Source organism: Psychrobacter celer (assembly GCF_016107555.1).
GTDB classification, from domain to species: Bacteria; Pseudomonadota; Gammaproteobacteria; order Pseudomonadales; family Moraxellaceae; genus Psychrobacter; species Psychrobacter celer.
The window spans coordinates 19,870-37,504 of the sequence record NZ_JABASU010000011.1; the positions used below are offsets into that span (position 1 = coordinate 19,870).

Consider the following 17,635-nt stretch of genomic DNA (forward strand, 5'->3'; position numbering starts at 1 on the left):
GCTGACTTGTGTTGAATATCCGTTTTGACTTCCTTCCCGACCTAAAGAAGCGGGGATTCCTACTAAAGACGGTCAAGCCCGACCGCGAGAATGTTTTTTGCTCCATTAACATCTCTGTTATGGGTCGTTTTACAAGAACGACAAAATCACTCTCTTATACCAAGCGCTGTTTAGTAGTGGTTGGCTATTGGTGGCAGGCGCGCTCGTTATTTACTTGTTTCCGAGCACTGTGCAGCAGATTGGTCTGAGCCTGGATAGTAGCGCTGATATTGGCGCTGCTGGCGACAGACTATATGTGCCGCTTATTACGTAGGCGTTTAGATGGCTATACGGGCGATGGGCTAGGGGCGACGCAGCAGGTAAGTGAAATCGCCATATATGCGGGGCTGGCTGCTTCTATACCTTTTGTCTGAAGTATATAGTCAGTCCTAAATGAAAAGAGTACAAGTATTATGACGCGCTACTGGTATAAATTTTCCTTGCTTGCTGTGCCTACGCAGACAGATGCTACGAAAAACTCATCCCAGTAGCACTGTGTTTATTTTATGGTGAATTGACTATAAAAAAACAGGAGGCAAATCCACCAATGACGCTTTATACTTGGCGGCATCCAAAACCCATGGCCACTGATGGGCGCTGCATCGGCCAAAGTGATGTGGCCGTCGATAAGCGCAAATTAAAACGTCTGGCGCATCGTATCGAGCGTTTTGTGCGGCGGCATCAACTGCCAAAGGTGATCTGGGTAAGCCCATTACAGCGCTCATTCAAAGTCGGGCAGATATTGGCGCAGCGCGGTTTTGCCTGTCATGTCGCCCCTGAGATTAATTTTGGTCAATGGGATGGTCAAGATTGGGCGCAAATTGCCAAGCAAGAGATCGATGACTGGTGTGCTAACTTTGCTCACTTTGCGCCTGATGGTGGCGAGAGCTTGCAGCAGTTATTTGAGCGTGTGGAGAACTGGTTAAGTGACATGGCTGCGCAAAATAGTGGTCAAAAACCAGTATTAGCAGTCGGTCATGCAGGCTGGATAACTGCTGCCAAGATGATTGATGCTGGACAAAATATACCGAAGATAGTAGCAGATTGGCCAGTTTCAGTGGCGTACGGGGAGCGACAAGACTTGCCTTTTCTTTTTTGAGTGTGTTTTCAATGCCAGCTTCCACGATAATACATTTGAAAATATACCCTAATGACATGCTCTAATAAAAAGGCTCATAGCAAAAAACTGGCCATGTGTAATGACCAGTTTATTTTGGTGGTGTGTCAAAAAGTATGCTGATTAAAACTTGAACAATTTTTGAAGCCTTGAAAGCCCTATAGAATCAGAGAACTTAGCATAGATTTCTTATTGACTTCTATCGCCAGCATACTTTTTAGAACACCACCTTTATTTTATCTTCTGCAGCGATGGACAAGGGCTTTTGCATCATTTAAGCAATCTTATCAAACCATGCTTTGTTATTATCAGGCGTCATAGAATCGAAGCTGACATAAATACCTCTTTCATCTACTGTGGCATACCAGTGATCGTCATCACTGCCAGTCAGCAGTTGAAAATACTTATTATTTACAATTCTACCGACAGTATAAACCTCACCTTCTGCATAAAACTTATTACCTTGGATACATAACAATTTATCATTGGTATTTATCACACGGCTGTCTAATGTTTTGTCGTTCAACGTATTGTTATTTGGCATACTATTCGTCATACCCTATCAACAAATGAGAAAGTTATAGCATAACAGTCAGATAATTAAATATATAGAGGGTTTTATAGAGGTTATCTTATCATTAAGTATAAGATATTTAAGGGTTTATTGCAGATAGTTGCTAGAGTATATCATCGGGTCGCAACAAATAAGTCAAGCGAGATTAGCAGCGATCAGGAATAAAAAAAGCCAGCGACATGATGTCACTGGCTTTTTTAGACTGCTACAAAGGCTTACTCTTCTGAGTAATCTTCGTTGTCGTCTTCTACATCGTCAGCTGCGTCTTCATTGTCGCCATCTTCAGACAAGATAGTAACCAAGATGCTAGCAGTCACGTCATGGTGTAGCTGAATATCAACATTGTATTCGCCCACTTGACGTAGAGTGCCTTCAGGTAGCTTGATTTCAGCACGGTCTACTTCTAGACCTGAGTTAGTCAATGCTTCAGCGATATCGCGAGTACCGATAGAGCCAAATAGCTTGCCTTCGTCACCTGATTTAGCACGCATGATGACATTAACGTCAGTTAATGCGTCAGCACGCTCTTGAGCAGTAGCGATTTCTTTTGCTTCTTCAGCTTCAAGCTCAGCACGACGTGCTTCGAACTTTTCAATGTTAGCTTTGGTCGCAGGTAGCGCTTTGCCCTGAGGGATAAGAAAGTTACGACCGTAACCTGGTTTTACATCGACAGTTTCACCGAGTTTACCAAGGTTGACGATACGCTGTAACAAAATAATTTGCATGAGTCATTCCTAGTTAACGGTTAAATTACTGATGGTTGTCAGTATACGGAAGTAGTGAAAGGTAACGAGCTTGCTTGATAGCAGTGGCTAGTTGACGCTGATACTTAGTAGACGTACCGGTAATACGGCTTGGTACGATTTTACCATTATCACTGATGTACTGTTTTAGCAATTCAACATCTTTATAGTCGATGTGAGTGATGCCTTCAGCAGTGAAACGGCAGAATTTGCGACGGCGATAGAAACGTGCCATGAGTATTCTCCTTTAATTAGTCTTCACTGTTGTCGTTGTCGTCGTTTTCACGATTGTCTGGACGACGAGTAGTTGCTTTGCGTGCGCGTTTTTCATCGGCATTCTTGGCTAACTGCGACTCTTCAGTGACAGCTTCGTCACGGCGCATAACTAGACTACGAATGATCGCGTCGTTATAGCGGAATAATTCTTCAAGTTCAGCTAAAGTATCACCGTCAGTTTCGATGTTGAAAAGAACGTAGTGAGCTTTGTGAATCTTGTTGATTGGATAAGCCAATTGACGGCGGCCCCAATCTTCAAGGCGATGGATAGCACCACCGTTGTCTTGAACCAACTTGATATAGCGTTCAACCATGCCGACCACTTGGTCGCTTTGGTCTGGGTGTACAAGTAACACCAGTTCGTAATGTCGCATTATGACTCCTTACGGATTAGTAGCTATTGACCCTATGTCAATAGCAAGGAGATTTATAAGGTAAACCCAACGCCCAGTTTTATAAAATCCTATTTATAAAAATAGTTCTTATAAAATCTTGGAGATAAGCTTAGTTTATAAAGCGCCGTATTATAACAGTAGTGAGTGGCTAATACAAAGGTTAATCACTCACGCATTGCCGGTAATACTAAAAAAGCCACGATCATGCGCTGCTTTTTCAGTATTTAAAGAGGTATTTAAGGATAAATTTAGAGATCGAGCTTGTTATTTATCGGTTGATTATTTCAGAGTTGGCTTTTTTGCCAGCTGACTGCTGTCGGCTTTGACCACCAACGTCTTAGCCAGTTTGTCATGCCAACCGATATTTTCAGGGCTCTTTAATGCCATGTAATAATGTACCCCGATAATTGCAAATGCAAAGAAACCTAGGATCATGAACAGTAGATAGTAAATGATAAGTAGCAATAAAGTACGAACAGCTATAAGTTTAGTAAAGGAGGGAAGAGTATGCGTGGTTTGATCTACGACCCGAATACCAGTAAGTAACTTGCCCAACGATTGCCCACGGAGCGAAATGAATATTAATTGTAATGCAAGCAAACCAAATATAAGCGCTTGCGACATCATCAAAGTACTGCTAGGAATAGTTTCTATTAAACTTGTAGAATACTCTAAAGCTTTATTTAAAGTTTCTACACTCTCGATATTCTGGAGCTTTGAATAGTCAATGTCTAACTTTGACCAAGCCATTATCATCGGAATGGAAGCTAGTATATAGACGAGAGCATTGATAACAGTCGCCAATACTCGCGACATGATAGGCGCTAGTACGACGTCGCCAACGACCTTATCTTGGTTGGTGGCAGCTTTATTCAGATGGGTTTTGTTTAATGAGACGTTGTGATGCGGGGTGTGGTGACGATTGGTCGTCATGTCGACCTTAGTGTTATTCGCCGTATCTTTACGCTCAGGCTTGCCGTACAGTCTATCTAAAGACACAGGCTTGTCGGTTTGCTTACCTGAGGCATTGTCTTCTGGAAAGATAGTGACGTTGTTAATGATAGAGTCATTGACCTCAGCGCCATTAACCGGAGCGGGTGTATAGACCGTTTGGTTGTTGGTTAAGGTGCCGACACGTTGCCATTGTTCCAAGCCTTCATGCCACATCAGGTCATCTAGCACCACTTCGCCAGATGCCAACATGATATTGAGCTGCTCCAAATTGTATGGACCAGCTTGTACGTTATTTCGAGCAAGAAAAATTTGCATAATTGCCTGCATAGTTAGTCAAATATTAAGTCACTGTTTTTAAGCCACTACTTGTCTCACATTATATTAGGGTCTATTTGAAAAAATCAAATAGACCCTAAAAGTAGTACTTGTAATGACTGTGTCAATCACCGTCGTGACTTAATGTAACGGCTTATTTTTTGTCTTCACCAGCTAAGAAGAACCAAGTGTCTAGCACTGAGTCAGGGTTTAGTGACACAGAGCTGATGCCTTGTTCCATGAGCCAGAATGCTAGATCTGGATGGTCAGATGGACCTTGACCACAAATGCCGACGTACTTGTTTTGCTTACGGCAAGCTTCGATAGCCATGGTCAACAGTTTCTTAACCGCAGGGTCGCGCTCATCAAATAAGTGAGAGACGATACCTGAGTCACGGTCAAGACCGAGCGTTAGCTGAGTCAAGTCATTAGAGCCGATTGAGAAACCATCGAAATGCTCAAGGAATTCTTCTGCCAATAGAGCGTTGGTGGGTAGCTCACACATCATGATAACGCGTAGACCATTCTCGCCGCGTTTTAGGCCATTTTTCTCAAGCAGTTCGATGACTTGACGTGCTTCGTCAGTGGTACGAACGAATGGAATCATGATCTCAACGTTGGTCAAGCCCATCTCGTCGCGGACACGTTTTAGTGCTTTACACTCAAGCTCAAAGCAGTCGCGGAAGTTGTCAGACACGTAACGGCTGGCACCGCGGAAGCCTAGCATTGGGTTTTCTTCTGATGGCTCGTATAGCTTACCACCCAATAGGTTGGCATATTCGTTTGATTTAAAGTCAGACATACGAACGATGACAGGCTGGTCCATAAAGGCAACCGCTAGGGTTGAGATACCTTCGACCAATTTATCAACATAAAAATCGACAGGTGAGGCATAGCCTGCGATACGCTCATGAATGGCTTGTGAGATTTCGCGTGGCAAGCTATTCATGTTTAGTAGCGCTTTTGGATGCACACCAATCATACGGTTGATGATAAACTCAAGACGGGCAAGGCCGATACCTTCGTTTGGCATTTGGGTAAATGAGAAGGCGCGGTCTGGGTTGCCGACATTCATCATCACTTTAAATGCTAGCTCTGGCATGGTCTCGACAGAGTTGGTTTGTACTTCAAAGTCGATCTGACCTTCGTAGATAAAGCCTGTGTCGCCTTCGGCACAAGAGGCGGTGACGTCTTGACCGTCGACCAATAGCTCAGTGGCGTTACCACAACCAACAATCGCTGGTACACCTAGCTCACGAGCAATGATAGCCGCGTGACAGGTACGGCCACCGCGGTTGGTGATGATCGCAGAGGCGCGTTTCATGACCGGTTCCCAATCTGGATCCGTCATATCAGAGACTAATATATCGCCTTCTTCTACTTTGTCCATCTCGTTTAGGTTGGTGACGATGCGTACTTTACCTGAGCCGATACGCTGACCGATTGAACGACCTTCGCACAATACTTTGGCATCAGTGGTATCGATGACATAACGCTCCATAACATTGCTGTCTTGGCGGCTTTTAACGGTCTCAGGGCGCGCCTGTACGATGAAGATTTCACCGCTGTCACCGTCTTTCGCCCACTCGATATCCATCGCTTGGCCATAATGCTGCTCGATGGTGACCGCTTGCTTGGCAAGTGAGGTTAGCTCTTCTGTGGTGAGTGAGAACTGCATGCGATCTTGTTTTTCAACATCAACGGTTTTCACTGATTTTGACGTGCTGCCTTCATCGCCATACACCATTTTCTTATGCTTGCTACCGAGGTTACGGCGAATAACGGCAGGCTTGCCATTGGCGAGTAATTTTTTAGAGATATAGAATTCGTCTGGGTTCACCGCGCCCTGTACGACCATTTCACCTAGGCCGTAGCTTGAGGTGATAAAGACCACTTGATCAAAGCCACTTTCGGTATCAAGGGTAAACATCACGCCCGCGGCGCCTGTTTCTGAGCGTACCATACGCTGTACAGCAGCCGATAGTGCCACGCCTTCGTGCTCAAAACCTTTGTGCACGCGATAAGAGATGGCACGGTCGTTATACAAAGAGGCAAATACTTCTTTAATAGCGATTAGGACGTTATCAATACCACGAATGTTCAAGAAAGTCTCTTGTTGACCAGCAAATGACGCATCTGGCAAATCTTCGGCAGTCGCAGAAGAGCGTACCGCAACCGCGATGTCTTCGCCGCCGCTCATGGCTTCAAATGACTTGCGTACTTCTTGCTCAAGGTCGCTTGGCAGCGCTTGCTCAATGATCCAAGTACGGATTTTTTTACCAGTGGCAGCAAGTTTGTTGACATCGTTGACGTCTAAGGTTTTTAGCTCGTTGTTGATCTTATCGAGCAAGCCTGTTTCGGTCAAAAAACGATTGAACGCATTGGAAGTCGTCGCAAAACCGCCTGGAACACTAACGCCTAAATCAGATAGGTGGCTGATCATCTCGCCGAGTGAGGCGTTTTTACCACCGACCATATCGATGTCGTCTTTTCCTAACTGATCTAGATTGATTACAAGTGCTGTAGATTGCGCTGCCATGATAACTCCAGAAAATAAGGTTATTTAGTAAAGATTATAACGGTGAATTATACCGCTATATTTGCAGAATTTCGAGGGGTTGACCCAAAAAACTTGTGAAAAAGATACAAATTGTCGGATTTGCTACATAATTTATGATGACGCTATAGAAACAGCAATTATAAAGGGCTATCTGTGTCCAAAAAAGCTAAGAAAAAAATCCGTTTGTTGATATCTCCAAGCGCCCACCGTTTCGACTGATTTTACCAAAACTACCAGCAGTGATAACCACTAAAGCCATCGATGGATGTTTTATAAAGCCCGTCGCCTCAAAAACCACATAACATGGCTGGTTTTTAGGAGGTATGGCGCGGCTATTTGATCGCCTTTGCCGCGCACAGCCTTTGTGCCGGCATGGATGTTGGTGATAAGTGTACGCCTGTAACATTGATTTCTATTAGACTTCTATTATGCGTATAATATAAAGCAGAAAAACAGGGCGCTCAGCCGTGCACGGTATGTATAATAAAGACCCAGATGCTATATATCAGACAACGCCATATAATAGACAAAAACTAGATGAAGACTCCTATTGAGTTTTCAATCGATGAGTTTTCAACCGAGGTATCCACGCATGTACTCAAGCAATCCAGCTGAACAAGTCAAGCCCACCATTCAAAACCGCCACGCGCTAAACTTGGACAGCTCTCAGGCCATCAGAACCGCGTTTTTTATCTCAGATGGTACGGCGATTACGGCGGAGACGCTGGGCCGTGCGATCTTAAGTCAGTTTTCCTCGGTTCCTTTTGAGACCAGAGTGTTGCCTTATGTCGATAGCCTAGAGCGTGCTGAGGATGCGGTTGAGCAAATCAATATGGCTTATCAGCGTGATGGTTTGCTGCCATTGGTGTTTGATACCATCGTGAGCCCCGAGATTCGCGAAACAATCAACTCAGCGCACAGCTGTAACTTGGATATGTATGAGGGGCTGATCGGCCGCGTCGCAGAAGAGACTGGGGTAGAGCCAGACGGCCATTCAGGTCATGCTCATGATGATGTCGACTCCGAGACGTATAAAGAGCGTATCGACGCGGTACATTTTGCCTTAGATAACGATGATGGGGCGCGCACCCGTCATTATAATGCTGCCGATATTATCTTGGTAGGGGTATCACGTTCGGGCAAAACACCGACGTCACTATATCTTGCGTTACAATTCGGTATTCGCGCCGCCAATTATCCATTGACCGAAGATGATCTGTATGACAATCAATTACCAAAACCCCTGCGCGAACACAAAGACAAGCTGTTTGGTTTACTGATTGATACCGATCGCTTGGTCAAGATTCGCCAAGAGCGCCGCGCGGGCAGCCGTTATTCGAGCTATCAGCAGTGTCAGCAAGAGCAGCGCGCCATACAAGGTATTTATATCACTCATGGTATCCCAAGCCTCGATGTCTCTGAGATGTCGGTAGAAGAGATTGCCACGCGTATCTTGCAGATGACGGGGCTAAAACGCCGCATCGGTTAGAATGCTGAGCGCTCACATTTTATACCTCCAGATTTATCACACTATCTTTATCAAACGGTCATTTTATATAGAGAAGATTATGCGTTCACTTTATCAAGCCAAAAAAACACCTTTATTATTAGCAAGCGTTATTAGCGCCGCGACGCTATTGAGTGCCTGCCAGACATCGCCATTTGCTCGTGAGCCTGTGCCTGAGCCGCGTTATATTCCGAGTATTGTGCTTGGTGACGCTCAAACGCTCACCATTATGCCCAATCGTGTCGCCTGCGCCTCAGCGCTACCGATGCAATGCTTGCTGGCCAAATCTAGCAAAGATGGCAGTGTGTTTCAGATTCCTTATGACTGGATTGATGACTTTGCGCCAAGCCTTGGCACCGAATACGTCATCAGTGTACGGCCACAGATCGACGAGGGGCAACAACGTCTAACAGGTCACTGGACGTTGCAAAATATCCTATCTCAACGTATGGTAGGCACCCCTTAGAGCTATGATTAAAGCTATGATAATGAGAAGATCTATGACGCTGTTTCATGGGCGATATGATACATACATTAATATATAAAGAGGACATAATGGGAAGTAAAAAACCAAGCGATGCGACCAACGATGTTGGTGAAGATACCCATACCGAAGTATCTAACAAACAAAGCGCGCCTATACCAAACCCTGAGCACACCAAAGGTAAAGGTAGAAAAGAGAAAATCGAGCAAACCCACGAGCAAGTCACCGAAGACATCATGCATCATCCTGACTTGGTCAATCCGCTCGATGATACTCGTATCGATATCAAAACTGGCTTTACCAAAGACTCGCGTCGTCTAAAGGGCGATAAGCATCAGTATGAGTATGATGTAGTAGTCTTAGGGGCGGGTCCTGCTGGTGAAGCGGCGGCCATGAAGCTGACCAAAGCGGGCAAAAAGGTGGCGGTGATTGATCCGCGTGAGCAGGTTGGTGGTAATTCAACGCACGTCGGCACCATACCGAGTAAAGCGCTGCGTCAATCGGTGTTTAACTTGATCAACTTTCGCCGTGATCCCATGTTTACCAAAGCGATGGAATACAAGCAAGTCCCGCTCAATGAAGTGCTGGCCAAAGCACGTCAAGTGATTCGCCGGCAAGTCAACACCCACACGCGTTTTTATGAGCGCAATCGTATCGAAGTGATTAATGGCTGGGCAAGCTTCGTCGATGCCCATACTCTGCGCGTCGAAACTGATGACAATATCTTTGAGACTGTCACGTTTAACAAAGCCATCATCACCGTCGGTAGCCGTCCTTATCGCCCAGATATTCTTGACTTTAACCATCCACGGGTATTTGACTCTGACAAAATCTTGCAGATGGACTATGTCGTCAAAAAAATCATCATCTATGGCGCAGGGGTTATCGGCTGTGAGTATGCTTCTATCTTTACCGGCCTTGGCTATAAAGTTGACTTAATCAATAACCAAAACCAGCTACTGAGCTATTTAGATAGTGAAATTAGCGATGCGATTGCCCATGACTTTAGGCAGTTTGGTGTTCTGATCCGTAGTAATGAAGAGATTGATTATTTAGAAACCCATGACGATTATGTGGTCTTGCACCTAAAGAGCGGCAAACGCATCAAGTCAGACGCGATCTTGTGGTCCAATGGCCGTTCAGGCAACACAGAAGGCCTAAACCTAGAGGCCATCGGTCTTGAAGCCAATAGCCGAGGCCAGCTAAAAGTCGATGACACTTACTGTACCGAAATCGACAATATCTATGCAGCCGGCGATGTGATTGGTTGGCCGTCTCTGGCGTCGGCCGCTTATGACCAAGGGCGCTGTGCGGCAGCCTTTATGGTCGGTGACAGTGATGCAGAGCCTGTATCAAGTGTACCGACTGGTATCTATACCATTCCTGAAATCTCTAGTATCGGTAAGACAGAGCAAGAGCTGACGGACGAAAAAGTCCCTTATGAAGTAGGTCAAGCATTTTTTAAACATCTGGCGCGCGCACAGATCATCGGCGAGCGCTCTGGTGTATTAAAGATATTATTCCACCGTGACACGCTGGAGATTTTGGGTATTCATTGCTATGGCAATCACGCCTCAGAGATTATCCATATCGGTCAAGCGGTGATGAAGTGCAAGAGCAACAACACCCTTGAGTACTTTGTAAATACTACCTTTAACTATCCAACGATGGCTGAAGCATATCGCGTGGCTGCATTAAATGGACTAAACCGCGTTTTTTAAAAATGACGCGCGACGTTCAGTCAAATAAAAAAGCGCCTGCTTATGATTAGCAGGCGCTTTTTTCATGGCATTTTTAGATGAGCTGCCTTTTAGACTATAATCAATTGAAAATAAAACTGTTATATAAGATTAAACGCGCTACTGGTATAAATTTTACTTGCGTGCTGCGTTCCCAGAGGCTGCGCAAAATTCATCCCAGTAGCGCTATATTCTTTTTAGAGTGCATCGGCTATAGGGAGTGTCCTCATTTTAAAAATGGCGATAAAAATGAGATAAATCGCCGTTAAACAAGGAAAATAGCGCAGATAATATTGAGATATTAACCAGCTATTTGACACCGTTTGACCAGATTTAGCCATTTTTAGCCCATTTAGATGGCTATCGATTGAATTGAGGACACGCCCTAGAAAGCTTTTAAACGAGCCGAGCCGCCGCTACGAGACTTGCCTACGCTTTGGCGCATTATACCAGCGAAGCCACACAAGTAGCGCAAAATACAGCGCCCATAAGGCCGCTAGCGCATAAAACCCAGTCGCGACCTGAGAGATACTCGCGCCCATTTGGTTTAGCTGGACTGAGGTATTGATGGCGGGCGTGGTCGGAATAAACCAGCGCACTATTTGTAAGAAAGTAGGCAGCTGGTCGGCAGGCCATGGGTAGCCGCTGACAAAAAACATCGGCAATGAGCTAAAAATCAAAATCTGCATGCTGCGCTCACGCTGACGAAACCAAAGCCCAAGTAGGCAGCCAAGTGTCGCCACCGCCGGACAAAACAGTAAAAGAAACAGCAGGCTGCCGAGCATATTTTGCCCGCGTGGGTAGTGATGTAGCTCAAACGCCCAGCCATAATAAAAGCAGCCGATCAAAAAGCTCAGTGTACTAAGCGCTGTGATACGCCCAAGCCAGCCGCTGATGCTGGTCTGATGCCGCCGCTGCTCATACCAAGTACCAATGAGCATGGCAGTGGCCATAAGTAGTGTTTGCTGCAAGATGATAATAGAAACGGCGGGCACCACATAAGCGCCATAGCCTTCTGTCTGGTTGTATAGCGGGACAATCTGTAGCGGTACGGCCTGTGCGTTTTGTGCGGCTGTCGGGGCATAGGCACCTTGCGCGACACTCTTTTTAATTTTGACCCCAGCGGAGACCGTGCTAACCGCTTTTAAAAATCCCATCTGCACGTTTTTATTAAGCAAAAAATAACCGCCATTACCAAGAATACTGACACTAGCTGCTTTACCCGACAGCACGTTTTGCTCAAGCCCACTTGGGATCACCATATAGCCTGCAATCTCATCTGCCCAAATGGCTTCCTTAGCGCTTTGTTCGTCTAAAAACCGTCTGGTGTCGAGCTGAGGGCTGGCGCTAGCATAACGAACGATGGTGCGTGATAAGTCGCTGTTGTCTTTATCAACGATACCGACTGGCACATGATTGACGACCTCCGATGAGTATGGCCACGGATAAAAAAAGCCATAGATGATGGGGGCAATAATCAGCATCAATACAATGCCTTTGTCCGTAAAAACGTCTGTTAGGGTCTGAAAAAAGCTTGCAAAAAAGCCTTGCACTGGCGGCTGGGTGACTTTAGCGTTATGGTCTGTTGATAATGGCGGCATTAGCGTGCTCCCCAGCGTTCAGGATGTGCCAGTGCACGTTTGGTGAGTAGGGCAGTCAGCATCATAGCGACGACAGTGGCGATGGCAAGGCCGTAGAGTATCGGCAGGGAGATGGCGACAGGCGCTTGCATCTGCATCTGCGCGATATGTAGCTTAAGATAATGGGTAAGTGGCAAGGCGTCTGACCAATGCTTGGCACTGTCACTGATGGCAATATAAGGAAAGGTCACGCCAGCAAAGGCATACGAAGGCGCGGAGATAAAACCAGTGGTAGACAAACCCATACGTAATGAAAAAGAGCCTAAAGTAAAAATAGCGCCCAGCCAAAACGATAGCATCATCAAAAGCAGCAGGCCAAGATAAGTGGCAAAAACAGCGCTGCTCGCTACGGACTCTTGCGGCGTGGCCAGCCACAGCGCCAAGATAGACCAGAGACCATAAGCCAGCATCGGCCAAAAGTACTTACCCAACAACCCAAAAAGCAAAACACCCATGTGCACGCTCGGCAGCGTAGATACAGGTTTTTGATTGGTGTTGTCCTTAGCGGTACTATTTGGCAGCTTAGCTGCAGGTTGACTGAGCGCGACTATATTTTGCACAGTGTTATCAGCTACATTGTTATTCACATTGCCACTAATATTGGCACTAGCACTATCACTAAGATTGTCACTAATGCTGCCACTAAGATTGTCATAAGCCTGAGCAGAGGCGATAAAACCATACCAATGGCCAAGCTGCTTATCTCGTAGCTCACGGCCGATGGTCGTGGCACCGATGACCATGGCCAGTATGTGTAATAGCGCCGGTATCACGGTAGAGGCCAAAAACTGCTGATAGTCGGTGGCGGCATTAAACAGACTGATGCGTTGTATGCTGATTGGCGAATAGGCGATTGCCGCTTGTGATGGTGCCATGCCTTGTTTGATCAAGCGCTGAATCTCAACGCCTGCCGACAGAGTACCTGCGACTGCCTGCACACCAGTCTGAATAATACCTGAGTGCGTGCCATACTGGGCATTTACTTGTAAAATAAGCGGTGCGGATTTGCTCGATAAGATATTGCGCGAGAAGTCTTCAGGGATGATGACAACAGCGTAGATATCACGCTGCAAAATAGCCGCTTTTGCCTCTGCGGCTGAATAATACATCTGTCTGACGCTCAGCGTTGGGCTAGCATCAAGATAGCGCACGGCGGTATTGGCCACTGGGCCATTGTCTTGATCAATGACCCCAATAGGCAGGTTGGTAATCTGAGTCTGCGAAAATATCCACCAAATCAGCAAGACGGTGAGCAAGGGAATCCATACCACCATGGTCAAGTCCCATGGGTTTTTGTGCAAAAACCGCCGCTCATAGGCGGCGCTACGTATAAAAGCCTCACTTAGCTGAGTTAGGCGCATGGCTTACTCTTGGCTCATGTTGGTTGGGTCGATAGGTACGATGACACTCATGCCGGAGCGGATACGGGCATCGGGCACAGTCGGGCGAGCCTTGACCTCAAAGGTGCGCACATCAAAACCATCATCGTTATTGGTCGGTCGCCACGTGGCAAAGTCGGAGAGGGTCGAGGTGGCATAAACGGTAAATTGTTTGTTGTAGGGCTTGCCGGCAGAAGATAGCGCTGGGATGGTGCCCGTAAACACTTGACCGATGGCAAATTGATTGAGATGCGACTCGGTGATATTGAGCACCACCCACTGATCGTCGGTGTTGACCAGCGTCAAGATTGGCACTCCTTGACCGACGACTTCGCCTGCGCTTACGATGACATTATCAACGATACCAGCAATCGGACTTTTAAGATTGGCTTCTTCTTTTGCGACCAAAGCCTCGTCAAGCTGGGCATCAACCTGCGCTACTTGTGCGGTGGCCGCTGATTTATCCTCACTGCGCGCACCTTCTAGTGCCAAGTCATACTGCAGCCGCGCCGCTTCGGTCTGATCTTGGGTGGCCAGATACTGCGCATAAGCTTCATCGCGTTTTTGCCGTGCCATCAAGCCTTCTTTATAAAGGCGGTCGACACGCTGATAAGTGTTTTGTGCTAAATCAGAGGCGGCTTTGTTGGCCTGCCATGCCGCTTTTGCCTGCGCAATCTCTTGCGGGCGCGCGCCGTTTTCGGCTTTATCCAACTGACTTTGGGCCATTTGTTTGCCTGCCCGCGCTTGAGCGATCTTGGCATTGATCTCAGGCGAGTCCATTTCAATCAGCTGCTGGCCGGGTGTGACCTCATCACCTTCGGTAACTAAGATTTGAGCGATGCGCCCTGGCACCTTTGCGGCGATAGATGTTTGCTGCATTTGCATCTGTCCTTGCAGCGTCACAAGCGGCGGCTCACTTTGCGCGGTGCTTTTGTATAGGCCGTAGGCAATGACAGCAATGATGATGAGTGCCACGCCAGCCAATACAGCTTTTTTTCGCATGGCGGCATTGTCTGACTTTGGCGTACCGCGATAATAATCGGCCGCGGCTGGTGCTGTGCTGTCATCAGGCGTCTCTTTTACAGACTCCGTTGACGTCTGTGCATCATGAGGCCGCGCTGATTCATCAGAATCAGGGAGTTTGCGTGAGTCGTCTGATTCGTTTGGAAATTCAGTCATGACGGTGAGAGTCCTAAAGCAACAAAGTTGAAAACAAAGAGGATATTAATACACACGAATCGCATAAGGCTTGGCGTTTTCGATCGTCTCAGCGTTAAAAATAGCACCAAAGGCGACGATAAACGCTGAATAATACAGCCATAGCATAATGACCACAGCAGCCGAAAGCACGCCAAACTCAGCGCTATAATTATTAAAGTTTTGCACATACAGCGAAAACAATATCGACAGCACAATCCAAAGGACGGTCGCTACCAGCGCACCTGGCACCAGTTTTTTTAGCGCGACTGCGTCCCGATTGGGCGCTAATCGGTATAAACCCAAAAAGCATAAAAATATAATGCCTGCCAGTATCGGCCATCTGCTCCAAAGCGCCACTGTCTTGGCGACTTGCGGGAAGGGCAGATAAGTGGCGGCAACAGGAATAATCGCGATAGACGATATGGCTATAATCAAAACCACCACTGCCGCCAAGGTCAAACCAAGGGCGCGTATAGTGCCTTGAATAAAACCGCGCTCTTGGCTGATATGAAAGGCCAGATTGATAAGAACGATTAATGACTTAACCCCTTTGGAGCCTGCATATAAAGCAACTAAGGCTGAGACAGTCAGGCCAAAAGTGAGGGTAGAGGCGGTGTTAGAGACCAGATCACTTAGGCGCGAATCTAAGACGTCATATACCGTATCAGGTATAAAGGGGCGTAGCAGTGATATCTGCTCTTGCATCTCGGCGGGCGAAAACGCCAAGCCGTACAGCAGCACAAACACAGCCATGACTGGAAAAATCGACAAAAAACCAAAATACCCGACGCTTGCGCAGTGTGCCCAGACGTTTGAGGTATTGGCAATACGCCACGTCTCTAGTAACGTCTGTCGCCAATTGCGGGTCGAGGTAGCAGTCAGATTTTCCATAAAACAATCATTCACACTAAAGGTTCAGGTTAGGTGTCTCTATTAGCCATGTTAAGTAAATGACGGTAGCTTACTTAAGTCGTTGTGATTTGTTTTTCGCTGTGTTTTTTATTGCTGAGTATATAAAGTCGGCAATTGAATGTCAGCAGCATTGAGGTAAGCATTGAATGCCAACGGTGTGCCGCAGCTTTGCATCAAGGCGGCCAGTGCTTGTACATAGTCATGTGCTGCTTGTGCCTGCTCGGTACGAGCTTTGAGCGCTTGCGTTTGTGCTTGTACCACATCTATCGTGGTATTGACACCTTCTTGTAATCCCAAACGGCGTAAGCGCAGCACCTCTGCGGCCAGATCTACATTGCTCTGCAGGGCTTGATAGCGTGCTTGGGCATTATTGACATCATGCCAGTTTTTTTCGACCAGCAGGAGTAAGTTGTCACTGACCTCGATCTCAGACAAGTCGGCTTGACGAATCTGCGCGCTACTAGAGGCCAGTGATGCGGTTTTGTCGAGCCCGCCCCACAGTTTCCAGCTGGCAGAGATACCAGCGACCCAGCTTGGGTCTTTTTCAACTTGCCCGTAGCCATAAAGCATGATCGTCGGCTTGTAGCCTGTATCGGACAAGGCATGTAGCTGCTGCGCCTGCGCGCGCTTGGCCGCAACTTTTTGTAGCCCTGGGTGATTATTGAGCGCCAAGTCCTGAAAGTAGCTGACATCAGGCAACGGGCGGCTGGAGACAAACAATGGCGTAGTGGGCTTGATACGGTAGTCAGTGCGTAGCAGTCTTTGTAGTGCAATCATCGCAAGGCGAGCATCGTTGTTGGCTTTGACAGCTTCGCTTTTGGCATCTGCCAGAGCCGACTGTGCCTCTAGTCTATCGACATGAGAGATAAAGCCTTCTTCATACAAGCGCTCGGCCATATGGTCGGTCTGTTTTAACGTATCATAAGCATCGTCGCGCAAATAGGCGGCAATGATGGCAAGCTGCGCTTTAAAATACCGCTCGATTAATGTGTTATATAGTGCGTTTTTATCCAGTATGCTGTCTGCGAGTGCTTCTTGGGTACGGGCGCGGGAGGCTCCCGTTAGAGCTGCGGTGCGTCCGGCGGTATAGATGGGCCACGCCACGCCTAGGCCAGCGCTGGTCGTCTCGCCTGAGCGCTTAAAATCATAAGAGTCTGGCAGGCGTTCGCCGACGAGCTCACCGAAGTTTGGCAAATCTGGGACAGGCGGTGGGACAATGCCATCGACGCTGTTATTAATCTCATTGACAATGCCGCTTCTGAGTGAAGACAAATCGATATCCTCATCGAGGTGGTAGGCACTGGCTGAAACGCGCGCAAACACCAGTGGGTTGTCTAAGGTTTTGAGAGCGTCGGTTTGGTATTCACTGGCGGCGATGGCTGCATCATTGGCTGCGATCTTGGGTGAGACTTGCAATAAGATATCTTGTGCTTGCTCAAGGCTCAAAAAACTAGACACATCCAGCGCATAGCTGTTGTCCACTGTCTTGTGCGTGATGGGGTCGATAAGCGTACTTAAGGGCTTTGTGACACGCTTATTGTCATGACTCATCGCACTGTGTGCGATGCGGATGTCGTCGGTTGCCTGAATACGCGCCGCACTATCCTCTGCCTCAACGATTTGCGTGATGGTTGGTATCTCATTTTGAAAGCCGGCGTGGCTAGGCGCTGCCGTGGGGTCTACACGAGTGTCTGTGTTTGCATGGGTAACTATCGATGCACTCATTAGAGTCACCGTCATCATAGCAATAGAGAGAGCCGATAAAGCAAATTTCATAAGTCACATAAGCCGTTAATAAGAG

The 17,635-nt window shown here is 47.0% G+C and carries 16 protein-coding genes and 1 pseudogene; 5 read left to right on the plus strand and 12 right to left on the minus strand.

The window, feature by feature from the left end:
* Positions 1 to 62: 62 nt before the first annotated feature.
* Positions 63 to 119, minus strand: a pseudogene (locus JFC05_RS12960) (hypothetical protein); the annotation flags it as partial.
* A 174-nt stretch (positions 120 to 293) separates the two neighbouring features.
* Between JFC05_RS12960 and JFC05_RS12770 the strand changes: the two are divergent.
* Together JFC05_RS12770 and JFC05_RS06895 are read left to right on the plus strand one after the other, a co-directional pair.
* Positions 294 to 413, plus strand: coding sequence for an adenosylcobinamide-GDP ribazoletransferase (locus tag JFC05_RS12770; RefSeq protein WP_244658186.1), 120 nt, complete (start codon positions 294 to 296; stop codon positions 411 to 413).
* Positions 414 to 586: 173 nt separating this feature from the next.
* A complete protein-coding gene (locus JFC05_RS06895) occupies positions 587 to 1,138 on the plus strand; it encodes a histidine phosphatase family protein (RefSeq protein ID WP_198336329.1) in 552 nt (183 codons plus the stop codon).
* 292 nt (positions 1,139 to 1,430) lie between these two features.
* Here the strand turns inward: JFC05_RS06895 and JFC05_RS06900 are convergent, their stop codons facing one another.
* From JFC05_RS06900 to ppsA, 6 genes are all read right to left on the minus strand, one after another.
* Positions 1,431 to 1,700 (minus strand): hypothetical protein, encoded by a 270-nt coding sequence (locus JFC05_RS06900; RefSeq protein WP_227697452.1) that lies wholly within the window; start codon positions 1,698 to 1,700, stop codon positions 1,431 to 1,433.
* 245 nt (positions 1,701 to 1,945) lie between these two features.
* Positions 1,946 to 2,455, minus strand: a complete 510-nt coding sequence (gene rplI, locus JFC05_RS06905) for a 50S ribosomal protein L9 (protein WP_075102155.1) — start codon at positions 2,453 to 2,455, stop codon at positions 1,946 to 1,948.
* 25 nt (positions 2,456 to 2,480) lie between these two features.
* Positions 2,481 to 2,708, minus strand: a complete 228-nt coding sequence (rpsR, locus tag JFC05_RS06910; RefSeq protein ID WP_058368567.1) for a 30S ribosomal protein S18 — start codon at positions 2,706 to 2,708, stop codon at positions 2,481 to 2,483.
* Between the two features lie 16 nt (positions 2,709 to 2,724).
* Positions 2,725 to 3,123 (minus strand): 30S ribosomal protein S6, encoded by a 399-nt coding sequence (gene rpsF, locus JFC05_RS06915; RefSeq protein WP_075102154.1) that lies wholly within the window; start codon positions 3,121 to 3,123, stop codon positions 2,725 to 2,727.
* Positions 3,124 to 3,423: 300 nt separating this feature from the next.
* Positions 3,424 to 4,413, minus strand: a complete 990-nt coding sequence (locus JFC05_RS06920; protein ID WP_227697453.1) for an RDD family protein — start codon at positions 4,411 to 4,413, stop codon at positions 3,424 to 3,426.
* Between the two features lie 154 nt (positions 4,414 to 4,567).
* Positions 4,568 to 6,952 carry a phosphoenolpyruvate synthase gene (ppsA, locus tag JFC05_RS06925; RefSeq protein WP_198336331.1) on the minus strand — a complete coding sequence of 795 codons (2,385 nt, stop codon included), beginning with the start codon at positions 6,950 to 6,952 and terminating at the stop codon, positions 4,568 to 4,570.
* A 613-nt stretch (positions 6,953 to 7,565) separates the two neighbouring features.
* Between ppsA and ppsR the strand changes: the two genes are divergently transcribed.
* The 3 genes from ppsR to sthA all read left to right on the plus strand — a co-directional run bounded on the left by ppsR (position 7,566) and on the right by sthA (position 10,685).
* Positions 7,566 to 8,462, plus strand: a complete 897-nt coding sequence (gene ppsR, locus JFC05_RS06930; protein WP_192995369.1) for a posphoenolpyruvate synthetase regulatory kinase/phosphorylase PpsR — start codon at positions 7,566 to 7,568, stop codon at positions 8,460 to 8,462.
* 79 nt (positions 8,463 to 8,541) lie between these two features.
* Positions 8,542 to 8,946, plus strand: a complete 405-nt coding sequence (locus JFC05_RS06935) for a DUF4377 domain-containing protein (RefSeq protein WP_100749539.1) — start codon at positions 8,542 to 8,544, stop codon at positions 8,944 to 8,946.
* An 89-nt stretch (positions 8,947 to 9,035) separates the two neighbouring features.
* Positions 9,036 to 10,685 (plus strand): Si-specific NAD(P)(+) transhydrogenase, encoded by a 1,650-nt coding sequence (gene sthA / locus JFC05_RS06940; protein WP_105246235.1) that lies wholly within the window; start codon positions 9,036 to 9,038, stop codon positions 10,683 to 10,685.
* A gap of 434 nt (positions 10,686 to 11,119) precedes the next feature.
* Here the strand turns inward: sthA and JFC05_RS06945 are convergent, their stop codons facing one another.
* From JFC05_RS06945 to JFC05_RS06965, 5 genes are all read right to left on the minus strand, one after another.
* Complete coding sequence (locus tag JFC05_RS06945) at positions 11,120 to 12,304, minus strand: ABC transporter permease (protein WP_198336332.1); 1,185 nt, start codon at positions 12,302 to 12,304, stop codon at positions 11,120 to 11,122.
* Positions 12,304 to 13,704: an ABC transporter permease gene (locus tag JFC05_RS06950; protein ID WP_198336333.1), complete on the minus strand. Its 1,401-nt coding sequence runs from the start codon at positions 13,702 to 13,704 to the stop codon at positions 12,304 to 12,306. Before JFC05_RS06950 ends, JFC05_RS06945 begins: the two co-directional genes overlap by 1 nt.
* Positions 13,705 to 13,707: 3 nt before the next feature.
* Complete coding sequence (locus JFC05_RS06955) at positions 13,708 to 14,901, minus strand: HlyD family secretion protein (protein ID WP_198336334.1); 1,194 nt, start codon at positions 14,899 to 14,901, stop codon at positions 13,708 to 13,710.
* A gap of 45 nt (positions 14,902 to 14,946) precedes the next feature.
* The gene (locus JFC05_RS06960; RefSeq protein ID WP_198336335.1) at positions 14,947 to 15,813 is read right to left on the minus strand and encodes a YihY/virulence factor BrkB family protein; all 867 of its coding nucleotides are present in this window, start codon (positions 15,811 to 15,813) and stop codon (positions 14,947 to 14,949) included.
* Between the two features lie 108 nt (positions 15,814 to 15,921).
* Positions 15,922 to 17,559, minus strand: a complete 1,638-nt coding sequence (locus JFC05_RS06965) for a TolC family protein (RefSeq protein ID WP_227697454.1) — start codon at positions 17,557 to 17,559, stop codon at positions 15,922 to 15,924.
* Positions 17,560 to 17,635: the final 76 nt, after the last annotated feature.

Bases quoted from the DNA above. Each gene is read 5' to 3' on its own strand.
- JFC05_RS12770 (WP_244658186.1), top strand. From the start codon at position 294: ATGTGCCGCTTATTACGTAGGCGTTTAGATGGCTATACGGGCGATGGG.
- JFC05_RS06895 (WP_198336329.1), top strand. From the start codon at position 587: ATGACGCTTTATACTTGGCGGCATCCAAAACCCATGGCCACTGATGGG.
- JFC05_RS06900 (WP_227697452.1), bottom strand. From the start codon at position 1,700: ATGCCAAATAACAATACGTTGAACGACAAAACATTAGACAGCCGTGTG.
- rplI (WP_075102155.1), bottom strand. From the start codon at position 2,455: ATGCAAATTATTTTGTTACAGCGTATCGTCAACCTTGGTAAACTCGGT.
- rpsR (WP_058368567.1), bottom strand. From the start codon at position 2,708: ATGGCACGTTTCTATCGCCGTCGCAAATTCTGCCGTTTCACTGCTGAA.
- rpsF (WP_075102154.1), bottom strand. From the start codon at position 3,123: ATGCGACATTACGAACTGGTGTTACTTGTACACCCAGACCAAAGCGAC.
- JFC05_RS06920 (WP_227697453.1), bottom strand. From the start codon at position 4,413: ATGCAAATTTTTCTTGCTCGAAATAACGTACAAGCTGGTCCATACAAT.
- ppsA (WP_198336331.1), bottom strand. From the start codon at position 6,952: ATGGCAGCGCAATCTACAGCACTTGTAATCAATCTAGATCAGTTAGGA.
- ppsR (WP_192995369.1), top strand. From the start codon at position 7,566: ATGTACTCAAGCAATCCAGCTGAACAAGTCAAGCCCACCATTCAAAAC.
- JFC05_RS06935 (WP_100749539.1), top strand. From the start codon at position 8,542: ATGCGTTCACTTTATCAAGCCAAAAAAACACCTTTATTATTAGCAAGC.
- sthA (WP_105246235.1), top strand. From the start codon at position 9,036: ATGGGAAGTAAAAAACCAAGCGATGCGACCAACGATGTTGGTGAAGAT.
- JFC05_RS06945 (WP_198336332.1), bottom strand. From the start codon at position 12,304: ATGCCGCCATTATCAACAGACCATAACGCTAAAGTCACCCAGCCGCCA.
- JFC05_RS06950 (WP_198336333.1), bottom strand. From the start codon at position 13,704: ATGCGCCTAACTCAGCTAAGTGAGGCTTTTATACGTAGCGCCGCCTAT.
- JFC05_RS06955 (WP_198336334.1), bottom strand. From the start codon at position 14,901: ATGACTGAATTTCCAAACGAATCAGACGACTCACGCAAACTCCCTGAT.
- JFC05_RS06960 (WP_198336335.1), bottom strand. From the start codon at position 15,813: ATGGAAAATCTGACTGCTACCTCGACCCGCAATTGGCGACAGACGTTA.
- JFC05_RS06965 (WP_227697454.1), bottom strand. From the start codon at position 17,559: ATGAGTGCATCGATAGTTACCCATGCAAACACAGACACTCGTGTAGAC.